The following is a 26,347-nucleotide window of genomic DNA, read 5'->3' as shown; positions in this document are numbered from 1 at the left end:
GAACCACCGTGACCACACTGACCAAGACCGAGGACGCGCCGGCCCCGACCGGTCCGGAGAGCTTTCTCTCGGTGCGCGATCTGAGGGTGCAGTTCTCCACCGAGGACGGCATCGTCAAGGCGGTCGACGGCCTCTCCTTCGACGTCGAGCGCGGCAAGACCCTGGGCATCGTCGGCGAGTCCGGCTCCGGCAAGTCCGTCACCAACCTGACGATCCTGGGTCTGCACAACCCGCGGAACACCACGATCGAGGGCGAGATCGTCCTCGACGGCAAGGAACTCGTCACGGCCACGGAGAAGGAGCTGGAGCAGCTCCGCGGCAACAAGATGGCGATGATCTTCCAGGACCCGCTGACCGCGCTCTCGCCGTTCTACACGGTGGGCCGTCAGCTGTCCGAGCCGTTCATGAAGCACACCGGCGCCTCCAAGAAGGAGGCCAAGGACCGGGCGATCCAGATGCTGGAGAAGGTCGGCATCCCGCAGCCCAAGGTGCGTTTCGACGACTACCCGCACCAGTTCTCCGGCGGTATGCGCCAGCGCGCGATGATCGCCATGGCGCTGATGTGCGACCCCGACCTGCTGATCGCCGACGAGCCGACCACCGCACTGGACGTCACCGTGCAGGCCCAGATCCTGGACCTGCTCAAGGACCTCCAGCAGGAGTTCGGCTCCGCGATCGTCTTCATCACCCACGACCTCGGCGTCATCTCCAGCATGGCCGATGACCTGCTCGTGATGTACGCGGGCCGGGCCGTCGAGCGCGGCAGCGTGCGCGAGGTCATGCGGGAGCCGCGGCACCCCTACACCTGGGGCCTGCTCAGCTCCATGCCGCGGCTGGACAGTGACGTCAACGAGGCGCTCACGCCGATCCCCGGCTCGCCGCCCTCGCTGCTCAACCCGCCGTCGGGCTGCCCTTTCCACCCGCGGTGTGTCTTCCGCAGCGAGGTGCCGGGCACGCTGTGCACCGACTCCCGGCCGCCGCTGGGCGAGGGCCGCGCGTCCGCGTGCCACCTGACGGCCGAGCAGAAGCAGACCATCTTCATCGACAAGATCCAGCCCCGGCTGCGCTAGGGAGAACCGAGACATGAGCGACAACCTCACCCTCCCGACACAGCAGGGCCCAGCCGACGTCTCGTCCGCCGAGACGCTGCTCGAGGTCCAGGGCCTGACGAAGCACTTCCCGATCTACGGCGGCTTCCCGATCAAACGGAAAGTCGGCGCGGTGCAGGCCGTCGACGGTGTCGACCTGACGGTCGGCGTCGGCGAGAGCGTCGGCCTGGTCGGCGAGTCCGGCTGCGGCAAGTCGACCACGGGCCGGCTCATCACCCGCCTGCTGGAGCCGACCGCCGGCAAGATCACGTACGCCGGTCAGGAGATCACGCACGCCACGCGCCGTCAGCTGGCGCCGGTGCGGTCCGAGATCCAGATGATCTTCCAGGACCCGTACTCCTCGCTGAACCCGCGGCAGACCGTCGGCGCGATCATCAAGTCGCCGATGGAGGTCAACGGGATCGAGCCGGAGGGCGGCCGGGAGAAGAAGGTCCGCGAGCTCCTGGAGCTCGTCGGCCTCAACCCCGAGCACTACAACCGCTTCCCGCACGAGTTCTCCGGCGGTCAGCGCCAGCGCATCGGCGTGGCCCGCGCGCTGGCCCTGAACCCGAAGCTGATCGTGGCGGACGAGCCGGTCTCCGCGCTGGACGTGTCGATCCAGGCGCAGGTGGTGAACCTGCTCAAGAAGGTCCAGGAAGAGCTGGGTATCGCCTTCCTCTTCATCGCCCACGACCTCGCCGTCGTCCGGCACTTCTCGCAGCGTGTCGCGGTCATGTACCTCGGCAAGGTGGTCGAGGTCGGCGACCGGGACTCGATCTACAACCGCCCGCGTCACCCGTACACGCACGCTCTCCTCTCGGCGGTGCCGGAGGTCGAGATCGACGACGAGACGGAGTCCCGCGAGCGGATCCGCCTCTCCGGCGACGTCCCGTCCCCGATCCACCCGCCGTCCGGCTGCCGCTTCCGCACCCGCTGCTGGAAGGCGCAGGACAAGTGCGCCACGGAGGAGCCCCCGCTGGTCCAGATCTCCGGCAACCGCGGCGGCCATCTGACGGCCTGCCACTTCCCGGAGGACCCCACCACGGAGGCCCGCGACGAGGACGTCATCCTCGACCCGGCCCTGAAGGCGCTGGAGGAGTCCGCCGAGCAGGAGTGACTCCGCGGTACGCGTAGCCCGCCGACCGGGGCGGGGGTGAAGCCACCCCCGCCCCGGTCGCGTGCGTCCGGCCGGGTGTTGAGGAGCAATCCTCCCCCGAAACGGGTGAGTGCGTGTGCGTTATGCACCTTTTGAGGTGATATTGGCCGATAAAGGATCAGCGTCTTGGCGCTGGCGGCACAGCGCAGTCATGCGCGTTCCTGAGGAGGCACTCCATGCGCGGAGCCACGCACGCCACATGGGCCGTATGCGCGGCGGCGGCAGCGCTCGCGGCGACGGCCTGCGGAGGCGGGGCCGCCGGCGACTCCGGCACGGTGCTCAGTTCCTCCTGGGGAGACCCACAGAACCCACTGGAGCCGGCCAACACCAACGAGGTGCAGGGCGGCAAGGTCCTCGACATGATCTTCCGGGGTCTGAAGAAGTACAACTCGGAGACGGGCAAGGCCGAGGACATGCTCGCCGAGAAGATCGACACCTCGGACTCCCAGAACTTCACCATCACCATCAAGGACGGCTGGACGTTCAGCAACGGCGAACCCATCACGGCCCACTCCTTCGTGGACGCCTGGAATTATGGCGCCAGCCTGAAGAACAACCAGAAGAACGCGTACTTCTACGGCTACATCGACGGCTACGACAAGGTCCACCCGGCCGGCGGCAAACAGCGCGCCGACAAGCTCTCCGGTCTGAAGGTCGTCGACGACAAGACCTTCACCGTCAAGCTCCGCCAGAAGTTCTCGACCTTCCCCGACACCCTCGGCTACCCGGCCTACGCCCCGCTCCCGAAGACGTTCTTCAGCGACCACGCGGCCTGGATGAGCAAGCCCGTCGGCAACGGCCCGTACGCCATCCAGTCCTATACCAAGGGCTCCCAGATGGCCCTGACCAAGTGGGATGCGTACCCCGGTGACGACAAGGCCCAGAACGGCGGGGTCACCCTCAAGGTCTACACCGACAGCAACACCGCCTACACCGACCTGCTGGCCGGCAACCTCGACCTGGTCGACGACGTGCCCGCCGCCCAGCTCAAGAACGTCAAGAACGACCTCGGCGGCCGGTACATCAACACCCCGGCCGGCATCATCCAGACCCTCGCCTTCCCGTACTACGACAAGAACTGGGGCAAGGACGGCATGGAGAAGGTCCGTACGGGCCTGTCCATGGCGATCAACCGCGCCCAGATCACGGACACGATCTTCCACAAGACCCGCACCCCGGCCACCGACTGGACCTCACCCGTGCTCGGCGTGGAGGGCGGCTTCAAGGAAGGCCTGTGCGGGGGCGCCTGCGACTACAACCCCACCGAGGCCAAGAAGCTGGTCAAGGAGGGCGGCGGCCTCCCCGGCGGCCAGGTCAGGATCACGTACAACGCGGACACGGGCTCGCACCGGCAGTGGGTCGACGCCGTCTGCAACTCCATCAACAACGCCCTCGGCAACGACAAGGCCTGCGCCGGCAACCCGGTCGGCACCTTCGCCGACTTCCGCAACCAGATCACCGCCAAGAAGATGAGCGGCCCGTTCCGCGCCGGCTGGCAGATGGACTACCCGCTGATCCAGAACTTCCTCCAGCCGCTCTACTACACCAACGCCTCCTCCAACGACGGCAAGTGGTCCAACGCGCAGTTCGACAAGCTCGTCGACCAGGCCAACGCCGAGACCGACACCGCCAAGGCGGTGAGCACCTTCCAGGACGCCGAGAAGGTCGTCCGGGACAACATGGCCGCCATCCCGCTCTGGTACCAGAACGGCAGCGCCGGCTACTCCGACCGCCTGTCGAACGTCAAGCTCAACCCGTTCTCCGTCCCCGTCTACAACGAGATCAAGGTCGGCTGAGCCGCCATGGGACGCTACGTCGTCCGGCGCCTCCTCCAGATGATCCCGGTGTTCATCGGCGCCACCCTGCTGATCTTCCTGATGGTGAACGTGATGGGCGACCCCATCGCGGGCCTGTGCGGCGAGAGGCAGTGCGACCCCGCCACGGCCGCCCAGCTGAAGAAGGAGTTCGGCCTCGACAAGCCGGTCTGGCAGCAATACCTGACCTACATGGGGAACGTCTTCACCGGCGACTTCGGTACGGCGTTCAACGGCCAGCCGGTCACCGAGCTGATGTCGACCGCGTTCCCGGTCACCATCCGGCTGACCATCGTCGCGATCATCTTCGAGATCGTCGTCGGGATCACCCTGGGCGTCGTCACCGGCCTGCGCCGCGGCCGGCCCGTCGACACCGGGGTGCTTCTGCTCACCCTCGTCGTGATCTCCGTGCCCACCTTTGTCACCGGCCTGCTGCTCCAGCTGCTGCTCGGCGTCCAGTGGGGCTGGATCAAACCCTCCGTCTCCCCGGACGCCGGCTTCGGCGAGCTGATCGTCCCGGGCCTGGTGCTGGCCTCCGTGTCCCTGGCCTACGTCACCCGGCTGACCCGCACCTCCATCGCGGAGAACAAACGGTCCGACTACGTCCGTACGGCGATCGCCAAGGGCCTGCCCAGGCGCCGCGTCGTCACCCGGCACCTGCTGCGCAACTCCCTCATCCCCGTGGTCACCTTCATCGGCACCGACATCGGCGCCCTGATGGGCGGCGCGATCGTCACGGAGCGGATCTTCAACATCCACGGCGTCGGCTACCAGCTGTACCAGGGCATCCTCCGTCAGAACACCCAGACCGTCGTCGGCTTCGTGACCGTCCTCGTCCTCGTCTTCCTGGTCGCCAACCTGCTCGTCGACCTCCTGTACGCCGTACTCGACCCGAGGATCCGCTATGCCTGAGCAGTCGTACGAACCGGAGGGCGTGATCGCAGGCACCGGCATGGGGGGCGCGATGGACCTCGCCGCGAGCGAGGCCGCGACGTTGGAGCGGCATCCATCAGCCGCCTCCGGCGGACGGGCTCCGGGAGGCCCGGAAGGCACAGGCCCCGCCGGCAAACCCCGCTCCCTCTGGTCCGACGCCTGGCGCGACCTGCGCCGCAACCCCGTCTTCATCGTCTCCACGCTGGTCATCCTCTTCCTCGTCCTCATCTCCCTGTGGCCCTCGGCGATCGCCTCCGGCAGCCCCCTGAAATGCGACCTCGCCAAGGCCCAGGAGGGCTCCCAGCCCGGCGCCCCGTTCGGTTACGACGGCCAGGGCTGCAACGTCTACACGCGCACCGTCTACGGCGCCCGTACGTCCGTCACGGTCGGCGTCTGCGCCACGCTCGGGGTCGCGCTCCTCGGGAGCGTCCTGGGCGGCCTCGCGGGGTTCTTCGGCGGCATCTGGGACTCGGTCCTGTCCCGGATCACCGACGTCTTCTTCGCCATCCCGGTCGTCCTCGGCGGCCTGGTCCTGCTGTCCGTGGTCACCAGCAACACCGTCTGGCCGGTCATCGGCTTCATGGTGCTGCTCGGCTGGCCGCAGATCTCCCGCATCGCCCGCGGCTCCGTCATCACCGCCAAGCAGAACGACTACGTCCAGGCCGCCCGCGCCCTGGGCGCCTCCAACTCCCGGCTCCTGCTGCGGCACATCACGCCCAACGCGGTCGCACCGGTGATCGTCGTGGCGACCATCGCACTCGGCACCTACATCGCGCTGGAGGCGACCCTGTCGTACCTCGGCGTCGGCCTGAAGCCGCCCAGCGTGTCCTGGGGGATCGACATCTCCGCCGCCTCCCCTTTCATCCGCAACGCCCCGCACGCGCTGCTGTGGCCCTCCGGCGCACTGGCGCTCACCGTCCTGGCCTTCATCATGCTCGGCGACGCGGTGCGCGACGCCCTCGACCCGAAGCTGAGGTGACGGCGTCATGCTGCTCGAAGTGCGTGACCTGCACGTGGAGTTCCGGACCAGGGACGGGATCGCCAAGGCCGTCAACGGCGTCAGCTACGGCGTCGACGCGGGCGAGACCCTCGCCGTGCTCGGCGAGTCCGGCTCCGGGAAGTCGGTCACCGCCCAGGCGATCATGGGCATCCTCGACATGCCGCCCGGACGGATCACCGGCGGCGAGATCCTCTTCCAGGACAGGGACCTGCTGACGCTGAAGGAGGACGAGCGGCGCAAGGTCCGAGGCGCCGAGATGGCGATGATCTTCCAGGACGCGCTGTCCTCCCTGAACCCCGTGCTCTCCGTGGGCGACCAGCTCGGCGAGATGTTCGTCGTGCACCGCGGCATGTCGCGGAAGGACGCGCGGGCGAAGGCCGTCGAGCTGATGGACCGCGTCCGCATCCCGGCCGCCAGGGAACGGGTGCGGCAGTACCCCCACCAGTTCTCCGGCGGCATGCGCCAGCGCATCATGATCGCGATGGCGCTGGCCCTCGAACCGGCCCTCATCATCGCCGACGAGCCCACCACCGCCCTCGACGTCACCGTCCAGGCCCAGGTCATGGACCTGCTCGCCGAGTTGCAGCGCGAGTACAACATGGGGCTGATCCTGATCACCCACGACCTGGGCGTGGTCGCGGACGTCGCGGACCGGATCGCCGTCATGTACGCCGGCCGGATCGTGGAGCAGGCCCCGGTCCACGACATCTACAAGGCGCCCGCCCACCCCTACACCCGGGGCCTGCTGGACTCCATCCCCCGCCTGGACCAGAAGGGCCAGGAGCTCTACGCCATCAAGGGCCTCCCGCCCAACCTCATGAACATCCCGCCGGGCTGCGCCTTCAACCCCCGCTGCCCCATGGCCCAGGACGTGTGCCGGACCGACGTACCACCCCTGTACGAGGTCTCCGCCGACCGCGTGAGCGCCTGCCACTTCTGGCGGGAGTGCCTGCATGGCTGAGCCGATTCTGGAGGTCAGCGGGCTCGTCAAGCACTACCCGCTCACCCAGGGCATCCTGTTCAAGAAGCAGGTCGGTGCGGTGAAGGCCGTCGACGGCGTCGACTTCACCCTGGACCGCGGCGAGACCCTCGGTATCGTCGGCGAGTCCGGCTGCGGCAAGTCGACGGTCGCCAGGATGCTGGTCAACCTGGAGAAGCCGACGGCCGGCTCGATCAAGTACAAGGGCGAGGACATCACCCGGCTGTCCGGGAAGGCCCTGAAGGCCGTACGGCGCAACATCCAGATGGTCTTCCAGGACCCCTACACCTCCCTCAACCCCCGGATGACGGTGGGCGACATCATCGGGGAGCCGTACGAGATCCACCCGGAGGCAGCCCCGAAGGGCGAGAGGCGCAGGAAGGTCCAGGAACTGCTGGACGTGGTCGGCCTCAACCCCGAGTACATCAACCGCTACCCCCACCAGTTCTCCGGTGGCCAGCGCCAACGCATCGGCATCGCCCGCGGGTTGGCCCTGCGCCCCGAGGTGATCGTCGCCGACGAGCCGGTCTCCGCGCTGGACGTGTCGGTGCAGGCGCAGGTCATCAACCTGATGGAGAGGCTCCAGGACGAGTTCGAGCTCTCCTACCTCTTCATCGCGCACGACCTGTCGATCGTGCGGCACATCTCCGACCGGGTCGCGGTGATGTACCTGGGCCGGATCGTGGAGATCGGCAAGGACGCCGAGATCTACGACCATCCCACGCACCCCTACACCCAGGCCCTGCTCTCCGCGGTCCCGGTCCCCGACCCGGAGGCCCGGGACCACCGCGAGCGGATCATCCTGGCGGGCGACGTCCCGTCCCCGACGAACATCCCCTCCGGCTGCCGCTTCCGCACCCGCTGCTGGAAGGCCCAGGAACGGTGCACCCTGGAGGTGCCGGCCCTCGCGGTCCCGGCCGACTTCCGGCTCTCCGCCGGCCCGGCCGCGCACGACTCGGCCTGCCACTTCGCGGAGGAGAAGCAGGTCGTACCTCCCGAGGAGACACCGGACGATCACGCCGACGGGACGGCATAGCCATACAAAAGCTCATCAACCGCGTTAACACGCAGGCAACTTGGCCGACCCGGTTCCGATATACGGACGCGTCAATCTGAACAACGTACGGCCGTGCGGGTGCCGTAAACGGGCCGGGGCGCGCCATGTCGCCCCGGCCCGTTGCCCCTTTTTGCGCCTGAGCCGGCGCCGCTCTCGCGGACCTGGCTGGTGCTTCGTCGTGGTTCCTCAATCGATGGTTGCGGTGCTCTGTGGAGTGTTACCGCTCAGCCCAGCTTGAGGGCGCGCCGTAGAAAGTCCACCTGAAGCAGCAGCAGGTTCTCTGCGACCTGTTCCTGTGGGGTCATGTGGGTGACGCCGGACAGGGGCAGGACCTCGTGCGGGCGGCCGGCGGCCAGGAGGGCCGAGGACAGTCGCAGGGCGTGCGCGACCACCACGTTGTCGTCGGCCAGGCCGTGCACGATCATCAGCGGGCGGTGCGGCTCGGCGGCCGCGGACAGGCCCCCGTCCGTGACCAGGTTGCTCTTCGCGTACGAGTCGGGGTCCGCGTCCGGGGTGCCCAGGTAGCGCTCGGTGTAGTGGGTGTCGTAGAGGCGCCAGTCCGTGACCGGCGCGCCCGCGATGCCCGCGTGGAAGACGTCCGGTCGGCGCAGTACGGCCAGGGCCGCCAGGTAACCGCCGAACGACCAGCCGCGGATCGCCACCCGGGACAGGTCGAGCGGGTACGACTTCGCGAGGTCCTGGAGCGCCTCGACCTGGTCGTCCAGCGACACGGTGAAGTCCCCGTGAACCGCCTTCTCCCAGGCGGGGGAGCGGCCCGGCATGCCCCGCCCGTCGGCGACCACGACCGCGAACCCCTGGTCGGCGAACCACTGCGAGGTCAGGTGCGCGTTGTGCGCGGCGGCCACACGCTGGCCGTGCGGACCACCGTACGGGTCCATGAGGACCGGGAGGGGAGTGTCACCGGGGTAGTCCGAAGGCATAAGCACGGCGCACGGGATTCGCCGTGCGCCCCCCTCGATCAGCGTCACGCGCGGGGACATACCAGGATTTTCCGCATACGAAGGGACAGTCGCCGTCTGCTTCCCGCCACGCAGCACCTGTACCTGCGCCCCCGGCCGGTCCAGCGTGGCGGAGACCAGAACGGTCACGCCCCCGGCGCGCACCGCCGTGTGCACGCCGGGTACCTGCGACACGCGCTCCAGGCCGAGCTCGTTCACCCGGTAGACGTGCACCTCGCCGGTCTCCGGGGCCGCCGCGGCCTCGCCTGCCGACGCCGAGACGAGTACGTCCTCGTCGGCGACGTCGAGTACCGCGCGCAGGTGCAACTGCGGTCCCGTCAGCGGCCGTTCCCCGACCGCCAGCACCCGCGCGCCACCCTCGTCCGCGATCCGGACCAGTTGTCCGGACGGGCTCCAGCACGGCACCCCAGGGAAAAGTTCCAGCCATTTTGGATCTTCGTCCGCGTGCACCATCCGGGTCGCCCCGGAGTCCGGGTCCACCGCCAGGAACAGCTGGCTGCGCTGGTCCCGGGCCTGCACCAGAAGGAGCGGCGCACCCGCCTCTGACCAGTGCACTCGCGCCAGATACGGGTAGCGCGCCCGATCCCAGACAACCTCCGTGCGCGCCCCGTCCAGCCCGATCACGAACAGCCGCACCTCCGCGTTGGCCGTGCCGGCCGCCGGATACGGGACGTGTTGTGGATCACGTTCCGGGTGTGCGGGGTCCGAGATCCACCACCGCCGCACCGGCGTGTCGTCCACCCGCGCGACCAGCAGCCGGTCCGACTCCGGCGCCCACCAGAAGCCCCGTGAACGCCCCATCTCCTCGGCCGCGATGAACTCGGCCAATCCATAGGAAACCGGTGCCGACTCGGGTTCGGCGAGCGCGCGGTCACCCTCGCCCTCGGCGCCCACCACCCGCAGGGCGCCCTGGTGGACGTACGCGACGTGCCGCCCGTCGGGGGCGGGGCGGGGGTCGATCACCGGTCCGGGGACGGGCAGTTCACGTGCCGTGCCGGCCCGCAGTTCGGCCGTGAACAGGCGCCCGGACAAGGCGAAGGACGCCAGTTCCACGGCCGTGTCGGTGGCGTAGCCGACGATGCCCGCACCGCCCTCGCGGCTGCGTTCGCGGCGGGCCCGCTCCTCGGGCGAGAGGTCTTCCGAGGCTCCGCCCAGGAGGGCGCGCGGGTCGGCCGCCACCCGCTCCCCGCCGTCCGGAACATCAAGAACCCACAGGGAGTTGGCCCGGTCCGTGCCGGACCCGGAACGCAGGAACACGACACGGGAACCGTCGGGAGCCACGGTGAACGAACGCGGCGCGCCGAGCGTGAAGCGCTGGGTGCGGGCGTGCCGACGGGGGAAGGAGTCAGACTCGGTCGTCATGCCCTGACCATATTGGCCATGCGCCCCCTTGTGCGGCAGTGCGCCGACGCTTGCGCACGCACGGATAGTTATGATCGCTAGCGCTGTGTGGGTATGAACCTGCTGGCTGTTGTATGGATTTACAAATTGCTCTGCTCTGCCCCCCACATCCCCGGGTCCTTGGAGGTGAGCCGCCGTGGCACTCTCGATTTCGGCGGTGGTGCTGCTGGCGATCATCGTCTTCTTGCTGGTCAAGAAGTCAGGCCTGAAGGGCGGTCACGCGGTTGTCTGCATCCTGCTCGGGTTCTACCTCGCCTCCTCCACCGTCGCGCCCACGATCAGCGATCTGACGACGAGCGTCGCGAGCATGATCGGCAGCATCAAGTTCTGACGCCGGGGGTTGTGTCAGGGGCGGCGGCGAGCTCATCGGCGCCGTCACCGCTCGCTTCCCCGAGGGCGCGGACCGTATCGCCGCCGGACTGCGCGAGCTGGAGGCCCACGGCTACCTGCGCCGCACCCGCGAACGCGTCCCCGGCGGCCGCATCGTCACCCGCACGGTCTCCCGCAACCAGCCCGGACGTCGCCGTGAGGACGAGGGCGAGGGCGAGGGCGAGTGCTCCGCCCCGGCCCGACCGGCGGCGGCCCCGAAGAAGCGCGCACCCCGCAAGCCCCTCCCCGCCGTACCGCAGCCCGCCTGCCCGGCACCCGCCCTTCTCCAGGCGGCTACCGACCTCCTGGCGGACCACCGCCGCCGCGACCCCCGCCTGCTCCTCTCCGCGTGCGACACGACCCATCTCGCTCCCGGCGTCGCCGCCTGGCTGGAGCGCGAGGTCGGCGCATCTCCTGGACGAAGCCCGACGAGGAACCTTCCACGCTGCAAGGAGCGGAGCACCTCGTAGGGTGAACCCATGACGGAACCACCCGCCCGACGTCTGCTGCTGGTGCACGCGCACCCGGACGACGAGTCGATCAACAACGGCGCGACCATGGCCAGGTACGCGGCCGAAGGCGCGCGGGTGACCCTGGTCACCTGCACCCTCGGCGAGCTCGGCGAGGTCATCCCGCCCGAGCTCGCGCACCTGACCGGCGCCGCCCTGGGCGAGCACCGCCTGCGCGAGCTCACCGCCGCGATGCGCGAGCTCGGCGTCGAGGACTTCCGTCAGCTCGGCGGCCCCGGCCGCTACCGGGACTCCGGGATGATGGGCCTCCCCGACAACGACGACCCTGCCTCCTTCTGGCAGGCGGACGTCGACGAAGCCGCCGCACACCTCCTCGAAGTGATCCTCGAGGTACGCCCCCAGGTCCTCGTCACCTACGACGACAACGGCGGCTACGGCCACCCCGACCACATCCAGGCCCACCGCGTAGCCATGCGCGCCGCCGAACTCGCCGCCGACGCCGGCCGGCCGATCCCCAAGGTCTACTGGAACCGCGTGCCGCGCCCCGTCGCCGAGGAGGCCTTCGACCGGCTCCGCGCCGAGCTGCCCGGCCTGCCCTATGCCAAGGCCGCCGCCATCGACGACGTACCGGGCGTCGTGGCCGACGAGCGGATCACCACCGAGATCGACGGCACCGCCTACGCGGCCGCGAAGGCCGCCGCGATGAGCGCGCACGCCACGCAGATCGAGGTGGCCCCCGAAGGACCGTACTTCGCGCTCTCCAACGAGCTTGCGCAGCCGCTCTTCAGCACCGAGTACTACGAGTTGGTGCGCGGCGGGCGGGAGACGGCGGGGGAGCAGGCCCGGCAGACGGTCCGGGAGACGGATCTCTTCGCCGGGGCTGGGGAGGCGTCATGACGGAACACGGATCGATGCTCGCCCAGCCGCTGCGACCCCCCTCCGCCGGGCGGGCCCTCGCCTATCTGGGGCTCTTCCTGCTCGGCGTGCTGGTCGCCCTGGCCGGGGCGCTGGTGCAGGCCGGGTGGTTCCCGGGCGGACTCCTGCTCGCGCTCGCAGGCGCGGCCGGGCTCTTCCTCGGCGGAGCCCGCGCCACGGGCAGCCGGGGCGGGGCCGTCGCGCCCGCCGCGGGCTGGATGGTGACCGTCGTCTTCCTCACCGCAAGCCGGCCCGAAGGGGACTTCCTGTTCGGCGCGGGAGGCGGCTCCTATCTCTTCCTGCTCGGCGGCATGGCTCTGGCTGTGATCTGCGCCACCCTTGGCCGGGGGCGGCAACCGGACGGAGACCGCGTCCGACTTGGCAAGTGACGTACCACTTCGCCGTGCGGCGCGCGTGTACGTGCCGTGTGGGTTTCCCCGACGGTCGTGGGATACACGCCAGAAGTGGCCAGTATGGTGGTGCGCGCCGCCGAGCCGCCCGTGAGGTTGTGCGGGCGGCGGAGCCAACCGGGAGAACCTGCCTTGAGTCGTGAAACTGACACTCCGTCCTCCGGGCCCGACGGGCGCGGCGGAGCCGCATACCCCTCGGGCACGCCGCCGTACGGGACCCCCATGGTTTCCGACGGCGGTACGGACGCGGGCCGTTCGGCCGCCCAACCGGAGGAACGCAAGACCGAGACCACGCTGACGACCCGGATCCGGATCAACATCCCTGGGTCACGGCCGATTCCGCCGGTCGTCGTACGCACGCCCGTCGGGGACACCGAGGGCGGCGCGGGCGACGACACCGGCGCCGACGCGCAGCCGGCCGGCGCCGCCCCGTCCGCCGGGACCGTCGAACCGCCCGCCGAGCCCGCGGGCACGGCCGAGGAGAAGACGAGCGACTGGTTCGCCCCCCGCAGGGGTGGAACGAGCAAGGGCGGACAGGGCAGCGGCTCCACCAACGGCGCGGGCATGCCCGGCGGTTCGGCGGCGGGTGCCGGTGCCGGTGCCGGCGCTTCCGCGGGTGCGCGGCCGACCGGCGGCCGTCCCGGCGGGGTGGTCGGTTCCATGAGCGCCCCCGGCGGCTCCCGCCCCGGCGGTACGAACGGCGCCGGACTGCCGGGTGCCACCGGCGGCCCCGTCGCGCCCGGCCACGGCGGCGGCACCGGTTCCTTCGACGTGACCGAGGCGCTGGCGGCAGGTCCGCTGGGCAACGGCTCGCGCCCCGGCTCCGGCGAGCCCCGCCGCGACGACCTGCCGTACTTCGCGGAGAACGGCCAAGGTGGCCAGAACAGTCAGGGCGGCCACGGCAGCCAGGGCGGCTACGGCGGCCCGCCGATCGGCCCCGGCGGCCAGGGCGGCTCTCAGGGCCCCTCCGGCCCGACCGGCGGCCCGGTCACCGGCGACGGCCCGCTGGCACCTCCGATGGGCGGGAGGCCGGGTGGCCCGGGCGGTTCCGGGACTAACGGATTCGGCGTCCCTGGTAGTCCGAGTGGCCCTGGTGGCCCTGGTGGCCCTGGTGGCCCTGGTGGCTCCGGTGGTCTCGGTGTTCGTCGTGTTCCCGGCGCTTCCGGTGCTCCTGGCGGTCCTGGTGCTCCCGGTGCTCCTGGCACCCCAGAGGCATTCAGCGGCCCCGAGGCATTCGGTGTGCCCGGCGTGCCCGGCGGACCGCGTGGCCGCGGCCCTGGTGGCCCTGGCGGCCTCGGTGGCCCTGGCGGTCCCGGTGGCCCTGGCGGTCCCGGTGGACCTGGTGGTCCCGGTGGACCTGGCGGTCCCGGCGGTCCCGGCGGTCCCGGCACGGCCTCCGCTCATGGCCCCGTCGCCGCAGGCGGTGGTGGCGGTCTGAGTGACGACACCGCGATCCTCACCCCGCAGAAGCCGGCCCCCGAACCCGGCGCCGGCGGCTACGGCGGCCGCATGGACAACGTCTCCGGGCACACCGTCACCAGCGGCATCCCCGTCGTCCCCCCCGGCATCCAGGGCGCGCCGTTCGGATCGGGCTCACACCCCGACGGGCCGCTGCCGCACACGCCCCCGAAGCTGCCCGAGCCGGCCGCGCAGAACGTGCCAGCGGCCGCGCCCCGGAAGAAGAAGGGCCGCAGCAAGCTGGTCCTGCTCGGCAGCCTCGTAGTCGTCGTCGCGGCCGGCGCCTACGGTGCGGGTCTGCTGATGAACCACTCCGACGTGCCCCAGGGCACCACCGTGCTCGGCGTCGACATCGGCGGCGGTACGCGCGACGAGGCCGTCAAGAAGCTCGACGACGCCTTCGGCAAGCGTGTCGACCAGCAGCTGAAGCTGTCGGTCGACGGCGACACCGTCACGCTCAAGCCGGACCAGGCCGGGCTCCAGTTCGAAGAGCAGGCCACGGTCGCCGCGGCCGCGCAGAGCGACTACAACCCGGTCTCCGTGATCGGCTCGCTCTTCGGCCGGCAGCGCGTCATCGAGCCGGTGATACACGTCGACGAGGAGAAGTTCCAGGCCGCCCTGGAGAGCGCCGCGGGCAGCTCCGGCTCGGCGAGCGACGGCACGATCAAGTTCCAGTCCGGCAAGGCCGTCGCCGTGTACGGCAAGACGGGCAAGGGCATCGACGTGGCCCAGTCGAAGACCGCGGTCGAACAGGCCTTCCGCACCCAGGTGGAGACCGGGACGCCCACCACCGTGAAGGTCCCGACGGCCACCAAGCAGCCGACGGTCTCGAACGCCGAAGTCGACCGGATGATGAAGAAATTCGCCGAGCCGGCGATGTCCGGCAAGGTCACCGTCCAGACGGACGCCGCGCACTCGATCGCCTTCAGCCCGCAGAACTCCCTGTGGAAGTTCCTCGAAGTGAAGGCCGTCGACGGCAAGCTCGTCGAAAGCTACAACGAGGCCGCGCTCAAGGAGCTCTACGGCCACACCTTCGACGGCGTACTCATCACCCGCGGTACCGGCCAGAAGACCGCCGTCACGGTCCAGGACGTGATCAGCGCCCTGCGCCCGGCCCTGACCAGCACCACCAACCGTGTCGCCACCATCGACACGAACCCCAGCTAGGGCCGGACAGGTCCTGGACACCACGGCACACGAGGGGCACCCGGTCCGGTACGTCACCGCCGGGTGCCCCTGGCCGTATCCGGCCACGGGACGGCCTGCCCGTCACCGCGTACACATGACATCTGTCATCCGGCAGTCAGGACCGCCGACACTGCCGGGCACCGGAGCCCCACCGCCACGATGGTCTGCATGACGACGACAGTGACGGCCACCGCAACCGAGGTGGTCGGGTTCGATCAGGTGAGCAAGAGCTACGGAACCGTACGGGCGGTGGACGGCCTCACGCTCCGGCTGCACCCGGGGGAGACCGTGGCCCTGCTCGGGCCCAACGGGGCCGGCAAGTCCACCACCCTGGACCTGCTGCTCGGCCTCAAGCACGCCGACAGCGGCACGGTCCGTGTCTTCGGCACCAGCCCGCGCGAGGCCATCGTCGCCGGACACGTGGGCGCGATGCTGCAGAGCGGCGGGCTGATGGACGAGGTGACGGTCGGCGAACTGGTCAAGCTCGCCTGCGACCTGCACCCGAAGCCGTACCGGGCGAGCGACGTACTGGCCCGCGCGGGCATCTCGCAGATCGCCGACCGCAAGGTCGACAAGCTCTCCGGCGGACAGTCCCAGCGCGTCCGCTTCGCCCTCGCCACCGCCGGCGACAGCGACCTGATCGTCCTGGACGAGCCGACCACCGGCATGGACGTCTCCGCCCGCCAGGCCTTCTGGGCGACCATGCGCGAGCAGGCCGACCAGGGCCGTACGGTCCTGTTCGCCACGCACTACCTCGAAGAGGCCGACGCCATCGCCGACCGCGTCCTCGTCCTGCACCGGGGCCGGCTCCTCGCGGACGGCACCGCCGCCGAGATCAAGGCGAAGGCGGGAGCACGCAGGATCTCCTTCGACCTCCACGACAGCCCGATCGACGAAGCACCGCTGCGGGCGCTTCCCTTCCTCACCGCCATCGACATATCCGGCCAGACGATCCGCATCCAGTCCACCGACGCCGACGCGACCGTCCACGCTCTCTACGGTCTCGGCGTCTACCCCCGCAACCTCGAAGTCGCCGGGCTGGGGCTCGAGCAGGCCTTCGTCGCCATCACCGAGGCCGAGGAGGCCAAGCAGTCGTGCTGAATACATTTGCTTCGCGGGGCCTCATCAAGCTCGAACTCGCCCGCGCCCTGCGCAACCGCAAGTTCCTGTTCTTCTCGGTGATCTACCCGTCCGTCCTGTTCCTGCTCATCGCGGGCAAGGCCGACGCCACCACTCAGGTCGACGGCACGGGCCTGACCATCCCGACCTACATGATGGTCTCGATGGCCTCCTTCGGCGCCCTGACCGCCGTCCTGATGGGCAACAGCGAGCGCATCGCGAAGGAGCGCGAGAGCGGCTGGGTACGGCAGCTGCGGCTGACCACCCTGCCGGGCCGCGGCTACGTCCTCGCCAAGACAGCGAGCGCCGCCGTGGTGAGCCTGCCGTCCATCGTCATCGTCTTCGTCGTCGCCGCGGCCGTGAAGGACGTACGCCTGGACGCCTGGCAGTGGCTCGCCCTGACCGGCGCGATCTGGGCCGGCAGCCTCGTCTTCGCCGCGCTCGGCGTCGCCATCGGCTACCTCGCCAGCGGGGACGCGGTCCGCCCCATCACGATGATCACCTACTTCGGTCTGTCGATGCTCGGCGGCCTGTGGATGCCGTCGACGACCTTCCCGCAGTGGTTGCAGGACATCGCCAGGTGGCTGCCCACGCACGCGTACGCTGCCCTGGGACAGGCGATCGAACAGAGCCAGGCCCCGCACGCCCAGGACCTCGCCATCCTCGTCGTCTTCTTCGTCCTGTTCGCGGGCGGCGCGGCCTGGCTGTACCGGAAGGACACGCTGAAGGCGTGAGCAGCGTCGGCATCGGGCAACGCCCGCAGAACCGCAGGCAGAAGGTCATCAAGACGCTGTGGTCGGGCATCTGGCTCGCCTATCTGAGCGCGCCCGTCAACGACCTGCTGCACGGTGGGCACAGCGCGGGCGTCCGTGTCCTCGGCGCGCTGGGTCTGGTGGCCTTCGTGGCCTGGTACTTCGTCCTGCTCTTCCGCACCGGACGCGGCGAGAGCAACGGCGTGGTGCTCGGCTCCCTGGCGGTCCTCGCCACCCAGTCGACCGTCCTGGCCCTGGCCCTGGGCCGGGAGTGGCTCGTGCTGTTCGTCTACGTGGCGATCGCTTCCGGCGCGGCGCTTCCGTTGCGGCTCGCCCGCTGGTGCATCCCGGCCGTGTCCGCGCTGCTGACCGCGGTCGCCCTGGTCGTGCCCGACGGGAAGGAGTTCCTGGCCGGACTGCTTCTCCCGGCGCTCCTCGGCGGGTTCTCCATGACCGGCGTACGCGAACTGATCCGCACGACCATCGCGTTGCGCGAAGCCCGCGCCACGGTCGCCCAACTCGCCGCCAACGAGGAGCGCCTGCGCCTCGCCCGCGACCTGCACGACCTGCTCGGCCACTCGCTCTCCCTGATCACGCTGAAGAGCGAACTGGCCGGCCGTATGCTCCCCGACCACCCCGACAAGGCGGCCCAGCAGGTCGCCGACATCGAACAGGTCAGCCGCCAGGCCCTGGTCGACGTACGCGAGGCCGTCACCGGCTACCGGCGCCCCCGCCTCGCCGACGAACTCGCCGGCACCCAGGTCGCCTTGACGGCCGCCGGCGTCACCGCCGGAGTGCCCGTCGCCCCCGACCTCACCGGCATCCCCGAGGAGAGCGAGTCCGCCCTCGCCTGGGCGCTGCGCGAGGCGGTCACCAACGTCGTACGGCACAGCGGCGCCCGGCGCTGCACGGTGGAGCTGCTCCGCCGCCAGACCCTCGACGGCCTGGTCCTCGAACTCTCCGTCGAGGACGACGGCTCGGGCGGCTCGGGCGACGGCCCCGGCAACGGTCTGACGGGCCTGACCGAGCGCCTGGAGAAGGCGGGCGGCACCCTGGAGGCGGGCAGCCTCAAGCACGGGTTCCGACTGGTCGCCCGCGTCCCGGCCGGCTCGTCGGCGGACATAGGATCCGGGGCATGAGCCACACGATCAAGGTCCTCCTGGCCGAGGACCAGTCGATGGTCCGCGAGGCACTGGCCGCACTGCTCGGCCTCGAGGACGACATCGAGGTCGTCGCCCAGGTGGCGCGCGGGGACGAGGTCCTGGCGGCAGCCCGCGAACACGACGTGGACGTGGCCCTCCTCGACATCGAGATGCCGGGCGCGACGGGCATCGAGGCGGCGGCCCTCCTGCACCGGGAACTGCCGGGGGTGAAGCTGGTCGTTCTCACCACCTTCGGCCGCCCCGGCTACCTCCGCAGCGCCATGGAGTCCGGCGCCGACGCCTTCCTGGTCAAGGACGCCCCGGCTGCCCAACTCGCCGAAGCGGTGCGCAAGGTGCTGGCCGGCGAACGGGTCATCGACCCCACCCTCGCGGCCGCCGCCCTGGCCGAGGGCGCCAACCCCCTCACCGACCGCGAACGCGAGGTCCTGCGCGCCGCGGCCGACGGTTCCACCAACGCGGAACTGGCGAAAACCCTGCACCTGTCCCAGGGCACGGTCCGCAACTACCTCTCGACGGCGATCCAGAAACTGGCGGTACGGAACAGGGCGGAGGCGGTGCGGATCGCCAGAGAGAAAGGCTGGCTGTAACCGGCCTCAGTTCAGCCTGGCCCGAGCTGCCAACGCCTGCCCCCGCACCCTCTGCGCCGCAGCCGAATCCACCGCGTCCACCAGTTCCGCATACGTCTCCAACTCCGTGGCCCCACCCACGAAGTCCCCCCGCTGCACAAGGATCTGCGCCCGCTCATACCGCAACCGAGCCGGATGCGAAGGCAACAGCAGCGACAACTCCACCGCCCACAAGGCCACATCCGATCGCTCGGGCCGAGCCGCGGCCCACGCCCGGACGTTGTTCAGAATCCGCAGCACCACCTCCAGCGGATCCGCGGGAACCAGCATCGACGGATGCAGCGCCGCCCCCGTCGCCCCGGCCACCAGCAACTCCGCGTCGGACCCGCTGAGCACCCGCCCCCCGTCGAACGGATCGGCCAGCACCTGCTCCTCCGCCGGCCCGAACCCGACGACGAAATGCCCTGGCAGCGCGACCCCGTACACCGGCGCCCCCGCCCGCCTCGCGACCTCCATCCACACCACCGACAGCAGGATCGGCAGCCCGCGCCGCCGTCGCAGCACCTGGTGCAGCAACGACGACTCCAGCCACTGGAAGTCGGCCGGGGACCCGTGGAACCCACAGCGCTCCCCGAGCACCGAACGCAGCGCCCCCGCCCAGGCCGCCGGACCGCCCGGCCGGAAGGGCAGCTGCCCCGCCAGCCGGTCCAGCTCCATCTGCGCGGCGTCCATGCCCGCCTCGTCCAGCCCCCCGTCGGCCGCCGCCCCCACCAGCAGGCACAGCTCGGACAGATCGGGCCGCTCGCAGCGCACCTCCTCGGCGAACCGCAGCCGCAGTTCGGCGGAGCGCTCGGGCGGTGGGGGGAAGCAGGAACGCATGGCAGGCTCGTGCCCCCTCACGGCGATCCGTACCGGCCGCTGCCGGGCTCGGCCGGTTCCCGGTAGTGGTGGTACGCGTGATGCGCGGCGAAGCCCAGCCGGGCGTACAGCGCACGCGCTCCCGCGTTGTCCGCCTCGACCTGGAGCCAGGCGGCCGAGGCGCCCTCCTCGAGGGCTTGCCGGGCCAGCGCGGCCATGACGGCGCTGGCCAGCCCGCGCCGCCGCTGCGCCGGATCCACCTCGACCGCGGCGAACCCGGCCCACCGCCCGTCGACGACACACCGCCCGATCGCCGCCGGCGGCTCCCCCTCGCGCTCACCGGGCACGGTCGCGAACCACACCGAGGGCCCGCTGCCCAGTACCTTCAGGGCCACGTCGCTCACTCCCTTGCGCTGATAGCGCGCCAGCCACGCCTCACCGGCCTCCCGGGACAGCACGACCCCGGACGGCTCACCCAGGTCGGCGACCGGCGCGAGCGCCCCGATCCACAGCTCGGCGGTCACCTCGCGCACCCACCCGCGCCGCTCCAGCTCCGCGCAGAGCAGCTCCTGGGTGCCCTCGGCGCCGGTCGCGGTCTGGACGTACGCGGGCAGGCCGCGCTCTCCGTACCAGCGTCGTACCTCGGTGAGCGCCTCGTCGAGCGGGAGGCCCGGGTCGCCGAGCGGCAGCACCGAGTTCGCCCGCCGGGTGAACCCGGAGGCGGCCCGCAGCTCCCACTCGCCCAGACGCGCGCTCTCCACCGGCCGCCAGGCTCGTGCGGCGACGTGGACGAGCTCCTCGTAGGACGCGGCCGGCCCCCGCCGCCGGGCCGGCGCGGCGGGCACCACCTTCCCCGCGACCAGCGAGGATTCCGCGATCCGGACGCTCTCGCCGTCCTTCTGTGTGATCACGAGCACAGCGTTGTCCCATGATGTGAGAACACCCACCGTGTCGGTGAATTTCCCTTCGGTGTCTCCGGGGTCGCTCAATCGCCGCACAGAGACGCGTTTGCCCACGTCAGCGGCGGTGATACGGACCTCGAGACGTCCAGCGGCCGATATTTCCACAGGTCGGTCCACCCCTCCTGTTCGGATCATGCCCAAGAACGGAGATACTAGAGGCGGGCATCGATTACGCCGCGCTCCCGCGCGCCAGGCGGCGGAGCCTGTGGGAGGCCCGCCAGCGCCCGTATCGAGGAGGAACGACAGCGTGACCTACGTCATCGCGCAGCCTTGTGTCGACGTCAAGGACAAGGCGTGCATCGAGGAGTGCCCGGTCGACTGCATCTACGAGGGCCAGCGGTCCTTGTACATCCACCCGGACGAATGCGTCGACTGTGGTGCCTGTGAGCCGGTCTGCCCGGTCGAGGCGATCTTCTACGAGGACGACACTCCGGAGGAGTGGAAGGACTACTACAAGGCGAACGTCGAGTTCTTCGACGAGCTCGGCTCTCCCGGTGGTGCCAGCAAGCTGGGGCTGATCGAGCGCGATCACCCCTTCATCGCCGCGCTGCCGCCGCAGGCCGGGTAACCCCGCACCAGCGGCCCGCAAGCCGTGCCGCCTCGGTCCCGTACGGCCTGATCGCCGCAGATCGCGCCGCATGGGACCGGGGCGTTTGCCGTTCAAGAAAGTGAGCCAGATTCCCGTGTCCGCAGTCTCCGACCGTCTGCCCACCTTCCCCTGGGACAAGCTGGAGCCGTACAAGAAAACGGCCGCCGCGCACCCGGACGGCATCGTCGACCTGTCCGTCGGTACCCCCGTCGACCCGGTCCCCGAGCTGATCCAGAAGGCCCTGATCGCCGCGGCGGACTCCCCGGGCTATCCGACGGTCTGGGGCACCCCCGAGCTGCGCGACGCGATCACGGGCTGGCTGGAGCGCCGCCTGGGCGCCCGCGAGGTCACCCACCGGCACGTCCTGCCGATCGTCGGCTCCAAGGAACTGGTCGCCTGGCTCCCCACCCAGCTGGGCCTCGGCCCCGGCGACCGGGTCGCCTACCCGCGTCTGGCCTACCCGACGTATGAGGTCGGCGCCCGCCTCGCCCGCGCGGAGTACGAGGTCTACGACGACCCCACGGACCTGGACCCGACCGGCCTGAAGCTCCTCTGGCTCAACTCGCCCTCCAACCCGACGGGCAAGGTGCTGAGCAAGGCGGAACTGACGCGGATCGTCGCCTGGGCCCGCGAGCACGGCGTCCTGCTCTTCTCCGACGAGTGCTATCTCGAGCTGGGCTGGGAGGCCGACCCGGTCTCGGTCCTGCACCCGGACGTGAACGACGGCTCTTACGAGGGCATCGTCTCGGTCCACTCCCTCTCCAAGCGCTCCAACCTCGCGGGCTACCGCGCGGCCTTCCTGGCGGGCGACCCGGCGGTCCTCGGCCCGCTCCTGGAGATCCGCAAGCACGGCGGCATGATGACCTCGGCCCCGACACAGGCGGCGGTGGTGGCGGCCCTCGGCGACGACACCCACGTCCGCGAGCAGCGCGAACGGTACGCGTCCCGGCGCACGCTCCTGCGTGAGGCGCTCCTGAACCACGGCTTCCGCATCGAACACAGCGAGGCCAGCCTCTACCTGTGGGCGACGCGGGACGAGTCCTGCTGGGCCACGGTGTCCCACCTGGCCGACCGCGGCATCCTGGTCGCCCCGGGTGACTTCTACGGCACGGCGGGCGAGAACTTCGTACGCGTGGCCCTGACGGCGACGGACGAGCGGGTGCGGGCAGCGGTGCAGAGGCTGGCGGTGTAGCCGTCGTGCACAAAGCGACGGGGTCCAGGTGGAAACCTGGACCCCGTCGCTTTGGAACCTCGCTGTGGAACCCGAGACTCAGCCGCCCAGCGGCAGCCCCTTCACCGGCGCGGACTGCGTCGGGAGCCCGCCCTTCGTGAGGGAGTCCGTCGGCAGCCCGCCCTTCGTGGCGGTCGACGCGGTGTCCCCGAGGAGAGCCCCCGCGGACCCCGCCGCCTGACCGGCGGTCTTCTGCGCCACCGGCGCAGCCTTCTTCACGGCCTTGCCACCGGTCTTGCCCGCGGCCGGCACCGCCGTCTTGACGGCCTGGCCGCCGGCGTCACCCGCGAGCCCGGTGGCCTGCTGCGCCGCGCCGTCGACGGTGTTGCCGACGGTCGCGCCGTCCAGGGCGGTCACTCCGCCGAGGTTCGGGGTGGCCGGCAGTTCGGCGGCCGCACTCGCGGAGCCGGCCGCACCGACCCCGGCAGCCGCTCCCGCTGCGACGAGCAGCGCGGCACGGGCGATGCGGCGGGTCAGAGGGAGGGACATGATGCTCCTTTGAGGGAGAGACGATGGAAGTGTCCGCCCGTCCCGGCACTCGACCGCAGTTGATGGTCCGGGCTCGGACGCAGTGACTACCGCTTGAAGCCCGGGAAGGTTGCGGCGAGCCAACGTAAAGAGTTGGTAATGCGTCGCATTATCGGTTACGGATAAAATCGGGCAAAGGGCGCCCGCTCCGAGAGTCCGCCGAATCCTTACGGCTCTTTGTTTGCAAGGGCTGGGCGGATGCGAGGGTGACGGCGCGAAAACCTGCGCGCCCCCTGTTCACGGCCACCGTACGTAACCCGTGCGGGTGAAGTCCCGTACTACTGAGCGGTGACGATCCGGACCGAGTCGGCGGCCGCCCGCTCCGCTCCGCCGTCGCTCCTCGCCCCGGTCGTACGCCACTGACTGTCGGTGCTCCCGGCGGTCCACTCCCGTCCGGCGTAGGCGACGCGTGCGATGTGCAGGGCGGAGGAGTTGGCCACTGCCCAGTGCGCAAGCTGCCAGCCGCGCTCCTCGCTGCTGCGCCCCGCGGAGTCGCCCGTAGCGCTCGGCACGGGCACCGTCACGGTCCGCCCGCTGGACTCGGCGGTCACGCCGGGCGCGGGCGTCGACGCGGCCTTGGTGCCGCTGCCACCACCGCTCCCGCTCACCTCCGCACCGGCCTCCTGCAACGCGTCACGCCCGAAGTCCCGTACGAGAGCGGTGCGCACCGCGTCCGGCCCCGCGGTCGCGGCGGCCGCGGGACGGCCCTCGCAGGTCAGCGTGGCCGCCGCCCGCCCGGTGAGGGCCGCGGCGAGCAGCGTGGCATCCGGCTCGTGCTTGGCGTACGCCTCCGGGTAGCCGCTGCGCTGCACGCGCTGCGCGGCCACGGTGAGCGGGAGCTTCGTGTAGCCGGACACCTTGACCAGGTGCTCGTAGAAGATGCCCGCCGCGTACGTCGGGTCCATGATCTGCTTCTCGGTACCCCAGCCCTGCGACGGCCGCTGCTGGAACAGGCCCAGCGAATCGCGGTCGCCGTGCTCGATGTTGCGCAGCCCCGACTCCTGGAGCGCGGTCGCGAGCGCGATGGTCACGGCCCGCTCGGGCAGACCGCGGTCGGTGCCGACCGCCGAGATCGTCGCCGCGTTGACCGCCTGCTCCGGCGTGAACTCGTAGACCGCCCCATCGTCGTCGCCCGAGACGACTCTGCACCCCGGACCGGCGGTGCCGCCGGTCACGTACTGCACCACGAGATAACCGGCGACCGCGGACAGGACCACGAAGGCCGCTCCGAAACGGAAGAGGCGACCACGACGCTTGGAGGAGGTGGGTGACGGCTCTGGCACCCGTACAAGGTACTGGAGGCTCCTGAGGCCGCCGCGCCGGGTGGGGGCCGCCGGCACACGCGGGTGGACGGCCCGGCGCGCTAGGGTCGACGACATGGCCGACACCCCCCTTGACCTCACGCTGGACGCCGCCGAGCTCACCGCGCGGCTGGTCGACTTCCCGTCCGAGAGCGGCACCGAGAAGCCCCTCGCGGACGCCATCGAGACCGCGCTGCGCGCCCTGCCGCACCTGACGGTGGAGCGCTACGGCAACAACGTGATCGCCCGTACGAACCTGGGTCGTTCGGAACGGGTCATCCTGGCCGGCCACATCGACACCGTGCCCATCGCCGGGAACGTCCCCTCCCGCCTCGACGAGGACGGCGTGCTGTGGGGCTGCGGCACCTGCGACATGAAGTCGGGCGTCGCGGTCCAGCTCCGCATCGCCGCCACGGTCCCGGCCCCGAACCGCGACCTGACCTTCGTCTTCTACGACAACGAAGAGGTCGCCGCCGACCTCAACGGACTGAAGCACGTCGCCGAGGCGCACCCAAAGTGGCTGGAGGGCGACTTCGCGGTGCTGCTGGAGCCGTCCGACGGCCAGGTGGAGGGCGGCTGCCAGGGCACCCTGCGCGTGCTGCTCAAGACGACGGGCGAACGCGCCCACTCGGCACGCGGCTGGATGGGCTCCAACGCGATCCACGCGGCCGCCCCGATCCTGGCCCGCCTCGCCTCCTACGAGCCGCGCTACCCGGTGATCGACGGCCTGGAGTACCGGGAGGGCCTGAACGCGGTGGGCATCTCGGGCGGAGTGGCCGGCAACGTCATCCCCGACGAGTGCGTCGTGACGGTCAACTTCCGCTACGCGCCCGACCGCACCGAGGAGGAGGCCATCGCCCACGTCCGCGAGGTCTTCGCGGACTGCGGGGTCGCGGAGTTCGTGATCGACGACCACAGCGGCGCCGCCCTGCCCGGCCTGTCCCACCCGGCCGCGGCGGCCTTCATCGAGGCGGTGGGCGGCACCCCGCAGCCCAAGTACGGCTGGACGGACGTCTCCCGCTTCTCGGCACTGGGCATCCCGGCGGTCAACTACGGCCCGGGAAACCCGCACTTGGCACACAAGCGGGACGAACGGGTCGAAACCAGGAAGATCCTGGCGGGCGAGGAGCGCCTGCGTGCCTGGCTGACGACCGACTGACGGCCGGCCGGCGGGCTGACCGCTTCACGGAGGACATGCGGACGTCTTCACGGAGGACATGGTGACGTCCCCCGTCCGTAACCCGCGTAGATCTACGCTGAGGTGGAAAGCCCGCAAGTGGAGGGAGCGCACATGCCTACTGGCAACCCCGAGGGCAAGAAGGTGCCGCCGGACGAGCAGCGCCTGGGGCCCGTCCTCCGTAGGCGCAGTCAGGTCCAGGCAAGCACGACGGATCAGCGGCTGCTGGACGAGCGCGCCCCCAGCGACTGGGTCCACACCGACCCCTGGCGGGTCCTGCGCATCCAGTCGGAATTCATCGAGGGCTTCGGCACACTCGCCGAACTCCCGCCCGCGATCAGCGTGTTCGGCTCGGCCCGCACTCCGAGGGACACCCCGGAGTACGACGCGGGCGTCCGGCTGGGCCGAGGCCTGGTGGAAGCCGGCTTCGCCGTCATCACCGGCGGTGGCCCCGGCGCCATGGAGGCGGCGAACAAGGGCGCGTGCGAGGCGGGCGGCATCTCGGTCGGCCTCGGCATCGAGCTCCCCTTCGAAGAGGGACTCAACCCGTACGTCGACATCGGCCTGAACTTCCGCTACTTCTTCGTCCGCAAGATGATGTTCGTGAAGTACGCGCAGGGCTTCGTCGTCCTCCCCGGCGGCCTCGGCACCCTGGACGAACTCTTCGAGGCCCTGACCCTCGTCCAGACCCAGAAGGTCACCCGCTTCCCCATCGTCCTCTTCGGCAGCGCGTACTGGGGCGGCCTGGTGGACTGGCTCAGGCACACCCTGATCGCCCAGGGCAAGGCATCGGAGAAGGACCTCACCCTGTTCCACGTCACGGACGACGTGGACGAGGCGGTGGCGTTGGTGTCGAAGGAGGCGGGCCGCTAGAACGGGCTGG

24 protein-coding genes and 1 pseudogene are annotated in these 26,347 nt (G+C 70.7%); 20 read left to right on the top strand and 5 right to left on the bottom strand.

Annotated features, from left to right (window positions below; genetic code table 11):
* Positions 1-8 precede the first annotated feature (8 nt).
* The 7 genes from ABT114_RS39260 (at position 9) to ABT114_RS39230 (ending at position 8,006) form a co-directional block, all read left to right on the top strand.
* The gene (locus tag ABT114_RS39260) at positions 9-1,070 is read left to right on the top strand and encodes an ABC transporter ATP-binding protein (protein ID WP_351148725.1); all 1,062 of its coding nucleotides are present in this window, start codon (positions 9-11) and stop codon (positions 1,068-1,070) included.
* 13 nt (positions 1,071-1,083) lie between these two features.
* Positions 1,084-2,205, top strand: coding sequence for an ABC transporter ATP-binding protein (locus ABT114_RS39255; RefSeq protein WP_351148722.1), 1,122 nt, complete (start codon positions 1,084-1,086; stop codon positions 2,203-2,205).
* Positions 2,206-2,420: 215 nt separating this feature from the next.
* On the top strand, positions 2,421-4,040 hold the full coding sequence (locus tag ABT114_RS39250) for a peptide ABC transporter substrate-binding protein (protein ID WP_351148720.1): 1,620 nt from the start codon (positions 2,421-2,423) through the stop codon (positions 4,038-4,040).
* Between the two features lie 6 nt (positions 4,041-4,046).
* The gene (locus ABT114_RS39245; RefSeq protein ID WP_351148717.1) at positions 4,047-4,970 is read left to right on the top strand and encodes an ABC transporter permease; all 924 of its coding nucleotides are present in this window, start codon (positions 4,047-4,049) and stop codon (positions 4,968-4,970) included.
* Positions 4,963-5,970, top strand: coding sequence for an ABC transporter permease (locus ABT114_RS39240; protein WP_351148714.1), 1,008 nt, complete (start codon positions 4,963-4,965; stop codon positions 5,968-5,970). The genes ABT114_RS39245 and ABT114_RS39240 overlap by 8 nt, the downstream gene beginning before the upstream one ends.
* A gap of 7 nt (positions 5,971-5,977) precedes the next feature.
* Positions 5,978-6,952, top strand: coding sequence for an ABC transporter ATP-binding protein (locus ABT114_RS39235; RefSeq protein ID WP_351148711.1), 975 nt, complete (start codon positions 5,978-5,980; stop codon positions 6,950-6,952).
* Entirely contained in the window at positions 6,945-8,006 is a 1,062-nt protein-coding gene (locus ABT114_RS39230; protein ID WP_351148709.1) for an ABC transporter ATP-binding protein, read from the top strand. Before ABT114_RS39235 ends, ABT114_RS39230 begins: the two co-directional genes overlap by 8 nt.
* A 245-nt stretch (positions 8,007-8,251) precedes the next feature.
* Here the strand turns inward: ABT114_RS39230 and ABT114_RS39225 are convergent, their stop codons facing one another.
* Positions 8,252-10,369 carry a S9 family peptidase gene (locus ABT114_RS39225; RefSeq protein ID WP_351148706.1) on the bottom strand — a complete coding sequence of 706 codons (2,118 nt, stop codon included), beginning with the start codon at positions 10,367-10,369 and terminating at the stop codon, positions 8,252-8,254.
* Positions 10,370-10,544: 175 nt separating this feature from the next.
* Here ABT114_RS39225 and ABT114_RS39220 point away from each other — a divergent pair, with 175 nt between their 5' ends.
* The 9 genes and pseudogenes from ABT114_RS39220 (at position 10,545) to ABT114_RS39180 (ending at position 18,839) form a co-directional block, all read left to right on the top strand.
* On the top strand, positions 10,545-10,739 hold the full coding sequence (locus ABT114_RS39220; RefSeq protein ID WP_067236661.1) for a hypothetical protein: 195 nt from the start codon (positions 10,545-10,547) through the stop codon (positions 10,737-10,739).
* Positions 10,740-10,773: 34 nt separating this feature from the next.
* Positions 10,774-11,220 (top strand): annotated as a pseudogene (locus ABT114_RS39215) (helix-turn-helix domain-containing protein); the annotation flags it as partial.
* Between the two features lie 36 nt (positions 11,221-11,256).
* A complete protein-coding gene (gene mshB, locus ABT114_RS39210) occupies positions 11,257-12,144 on the top strand; it encodes an N-acetyl-1-D-myo-inositol-2-amino-2-deoxy-alpha-D-glucopyranoside deacetylase (protein ID WP_351148703.1) in 888 nt (295 codons plus the stop codon).
* Complete coding sequence (locus ABT114_RS39205; RefSeq protein ID WP_351148701.1) at positions 12,141-12,551, top strand: DUF6113 family protein; 411 nt, start codon at positions 12,141-12,143, stop codon at positions 12,549-12,551. Before mshB ends, ABT114_RS39205 begins: the two co-directional genes overlap by 4 nt.
* Positions 12,552-12,704: 153 nt before the next feature.
* Entirely contained in the window at positions 12,705-15,197 is a 2,493-nt protein-coding gene (locus ABT114_RS39200; protein WP_502988470.1) for a hypothetical protein, read from the top strand.
* Positions 15,198-15,377: 180 nt separating this feature from the next.
* Positions 15,378-16,319, top strand: coding sequence for an ABC transporter ATP-binding protein (locus tag ABT114_RS39195; RefSeq protein ID WP_502988469.1), 942 nt, complete (start codon positions 15,378-15,380; stop codon positions 16,317-16,319).
* Positions 16,313-17,071 (top strand): ABC transporter permease, encoded by a 759-nt coding sequence (locus ABT114_RS39190; RefSeq protein ID WP_351148694.1) that lies wholly within the window; start codon positions 16,313-16,315, stop codon positions 17,069-17,071. Before ABT114_RS39195 ends, ABT114_RS39190 begins: the two co-directional genes overlap by 7 nt.
* A complete protein-coding gene (locus ABT114_RS39185) occupies positions 17,068-18,228 on the top strand; it encodes a sensor histidine kinase (RefSeq protein ID WP_351148691.1) in 1,161 nt (386 codons plus the stop codon). The genes ABT114_RS39190 and ABT114_RS39185 overlap by 4 nt, the downstream gene beginning before the upstream one ends.
* Positions 18,225-18,839: a response regulator transcription factor gene (locus ABT114_RS39180; protein ID WP_351148688.1), complete on the top strand. Its 615-nt coding sequence runs from the start codon at positions 18,225-18,227 to the stop codon at positions 18,837-18,839. The genes ABT114_RS39185 and ABT114_RS39180 overlap by 4 nt, the downstream gene beginning before the upstream one ends.
* A 6-nt stretch (positions 18,840-18,845) precedes the next feature.
* Here the strand turns inward: ABT114_RS39180 and ABT114_RS39175 are convergent, their stop codons facing one another.
* Positions 18,846-19,697 carry a transglutaminase family protein gene (locus ABT114_RS39175; protein ID WP_351148686.1) on the bottom strand — a complete coding sequence of 284 codons (852 nt, stop codon included), beginning with the start codon at positions 19,695-19,697 and terminating at the stop codon, positions 18,846-18,848.
* Positions 19,698-19,714: 17 nt separating this feature from the next.
* Positions 19,715-20,743 carry a GNAT family N-acetyltransferase gene (locus ABT114_RS39170; protein ID WP_351148925.1) on the bottom strand — a complete coding sequence of 343 codons (1,029 nt, stop codon included), beginning with the start codon at positions 20,741-20,743 and terminating at the stop codon, positions 19,715-19,717.
* Positions 20,744-20,885: 142 nt separating this feature from the next.
* Between ABT114_RS39170 and fdxA the strand changes: the two genes are divergently transcribed.
* Together fdxA and ABT114_RS39160 are read left to right on the top strand one after the other, a co-directional pair.
* Positions 20,886-21,206 (top strand): ferredoxin, encoded by a 321-nt coding sequence (fdxA, locus tag ABT114_RS39165; protein ID WP_130443832.1) that lies wholly within the window; start codon positions 20,886-20,888, stop codon positions 21,204-21,206.
* A 115-nt stretch (positions 21,207-21,321) separates the two neighbouring features.
* The gene (locus ABT114_RS39160; RefSeq protein WP_351148683.1) at positions 21,322-22,419 is read left to right on the top strand and encodes a bifunctional succinyldiaminopimelate transaminase/glutamate-prephenate aminotransferase; all 1,098 of its coding nucleotides are present in this window, start codon (positions 21,322-21,324) and stop codon (positions 22,417-22,419) included.
* A 78-nt stretch (positions 22,420-22,497) separates the two neighbouring features.
* Here the strand turns inward: ABT114_RS39160 and ABT114_RS39155 are convergent, their stop codons facing one another.
* Positions 22,498-22,947, bottom strand: coding sequence for an ATP-binding protein (locus ABT114_RS39155; RefSeq protein WP_351148680.1), 450 nt, complete (start codon positions 22,945-22,947; stop codon positions 22,498-22,500).
* A gap of 317 nt (positions 22,948-23,264) precedes the next feature.
* Positions 23,265-24,269 carry a VldE C-terminal domain-containing protein gene (locus ABT114_RS39150; RefSeq protein WP_351148677.1) on the bottom strand — a complete coding sequence of 335 codons (1,005 nt, stop codon included), beginning with the start codon at positions 24,267-24,269 and terminating at the stop codon, positions 23,265-23,267.
* A 94-nt stretch (positions 24,270-24,363) separates the two neighbouring features.
* On the opposite strand from ABT114_RS39150, the gene dapE reads away from it, so the two are divergent.
* Together dapE and ABT114_RS39140 are read left to right on the top strand one after the other, a co-directional pair.
* Complete coding sequence (dapE, locus tag ABT114_RS39145) at positions 24,364-25,446, top strand: succinyl-diaminopimelate desuccinylase (RefSeq protein WP_351148674.1); 1,083 nt, start codon at positions 24,364-24,366, stop codon at positions 25,444-25,446.
* Positions 25,447-25,578: 132 nt separating this feature from the next.
* A complete protein-coding gene (locus tag ABT114_RS39140; RefSeq protein ID WP_351148671.1) occupies positions 25,579-26,337 on the top strand; it encodes an LOG family protein in 759 nt (252 codons plus the stop codon).
* Positions 26,338-26,347 lie beyond the last annotated feature (10 nt).

Origin of the sequence: Streptomyces sp. NPDC002088, assembly GCF_040296605.1 — a bacterium.
GTDB lineage: Bacteria > Actinomycetota > Actinomycetes > Streptomycetales > Streptomycetaceae > Streptomyces.
Note: the sequence above shows the minus strand (reverse complement) of the source record. Positions and strands in the feature narration are given on the sequence as shown.

Coding starts and splice junctions, on each gene's coding strand:
- ABT114_RS39255 (WP_351148722.1), top strand. CDS start 1,084: ATGAGCGACAACCTCACCCTCCCGACACAGCAGGGCCCAGCCGACGTC.
- ABT114_RS39250 (WP_351148720.1), top strand. CDS start 2,421: ATGCGCGGAGCCACGCACGCCACATGGGCCGTATGCGCGGCGGCGGCA.
- ABT114_RS39245 (WP_351148717.1), top strand. CDS start 4,047: ATGGGACGCTACGTCGTCCGGCGCCTCCTCCAGATGATCCCGGTGTTC.
- ABT114_RS39240 (WP_351148714.1), top strand. CDS start 4,963: ATGCCTGAGCAGTCGTACGAACCGGAGGGCGTGATCGCAGGCACCGGC.
- ABT114_RS39235 (WP_351148711.1), top strand. CDS start 5,978: ATGCTGCTCGAAGTGCGTGACCTGCACGTGGAGTTCCGGACCAGGGAC.
- ABT114_RS39230 (WP_351148709.1), top strand. CDS start 6,945: ATGGCTGAGCCGATTCTGGAGGTCAGCGGGCTCGTCAAGCACTACCCG.
- ABT114_RS39225 (WP_351148706.1), bottom strand. CDS start 10,369: ATGACGACCGAGTCTGACTCCTTCCCCCGTCGGCACGCCCGCACCCAG.
- mshB (WP_351148703.1), top strand. CDS start 11,257: ATGACGGAACCACCCGCCCGACGTCTGCTGCTGGTGCACGCGCACCCG.
- ABT114_RS39205 (WP_351148701.1), top strand. CDS start 12,141: ATGACGGAACACGGATCGATGCTCGCCCAGCCGCTGCGACCCCCCTCC.
- ABT114_RS39195 (WP_502988469.1), top strand. CDS start 15,378: ATGGTCTGCATGACGACGACAGTGACGGCCACCGCAACCGAGGTGGTC.
- ABT114_RS39180 (WP_351148688.1), top strand. CDS start 18,225: ATGAGCCACACGATCAAGGTCCTCCTGGCCGAGGACCAGTCGATGGTC.
- ABT114_RS39175 (WP_351148686.1), bottom strand. CDS start 19,697: ATGCGTTCCTGCTTCCCCCCACCGCCCGAGCGCTCCGCCGAACTGCGG.
- ABT114_RS39155 (WP_351148680.1), bottom strand. CDS start 22,947: ATGTCCCTCCCTCTGACCCGCCGCATCGCCCGTGCCGCGCTGCTCGTC.
- dapE (WP_351148674.1), top strand. CDS start 24,364: ATGGCCGACACCCCCCTTGACCTCACGCTGGACGCCGCCGAGCTCACC.
- ABT114_RS39140 (WP_351148671.1), top strand. CDS start 25,579: ATGCCTACTGGCAACCCCGAGGGCAAGAAGGTGCCGCCGGACGAGCAG.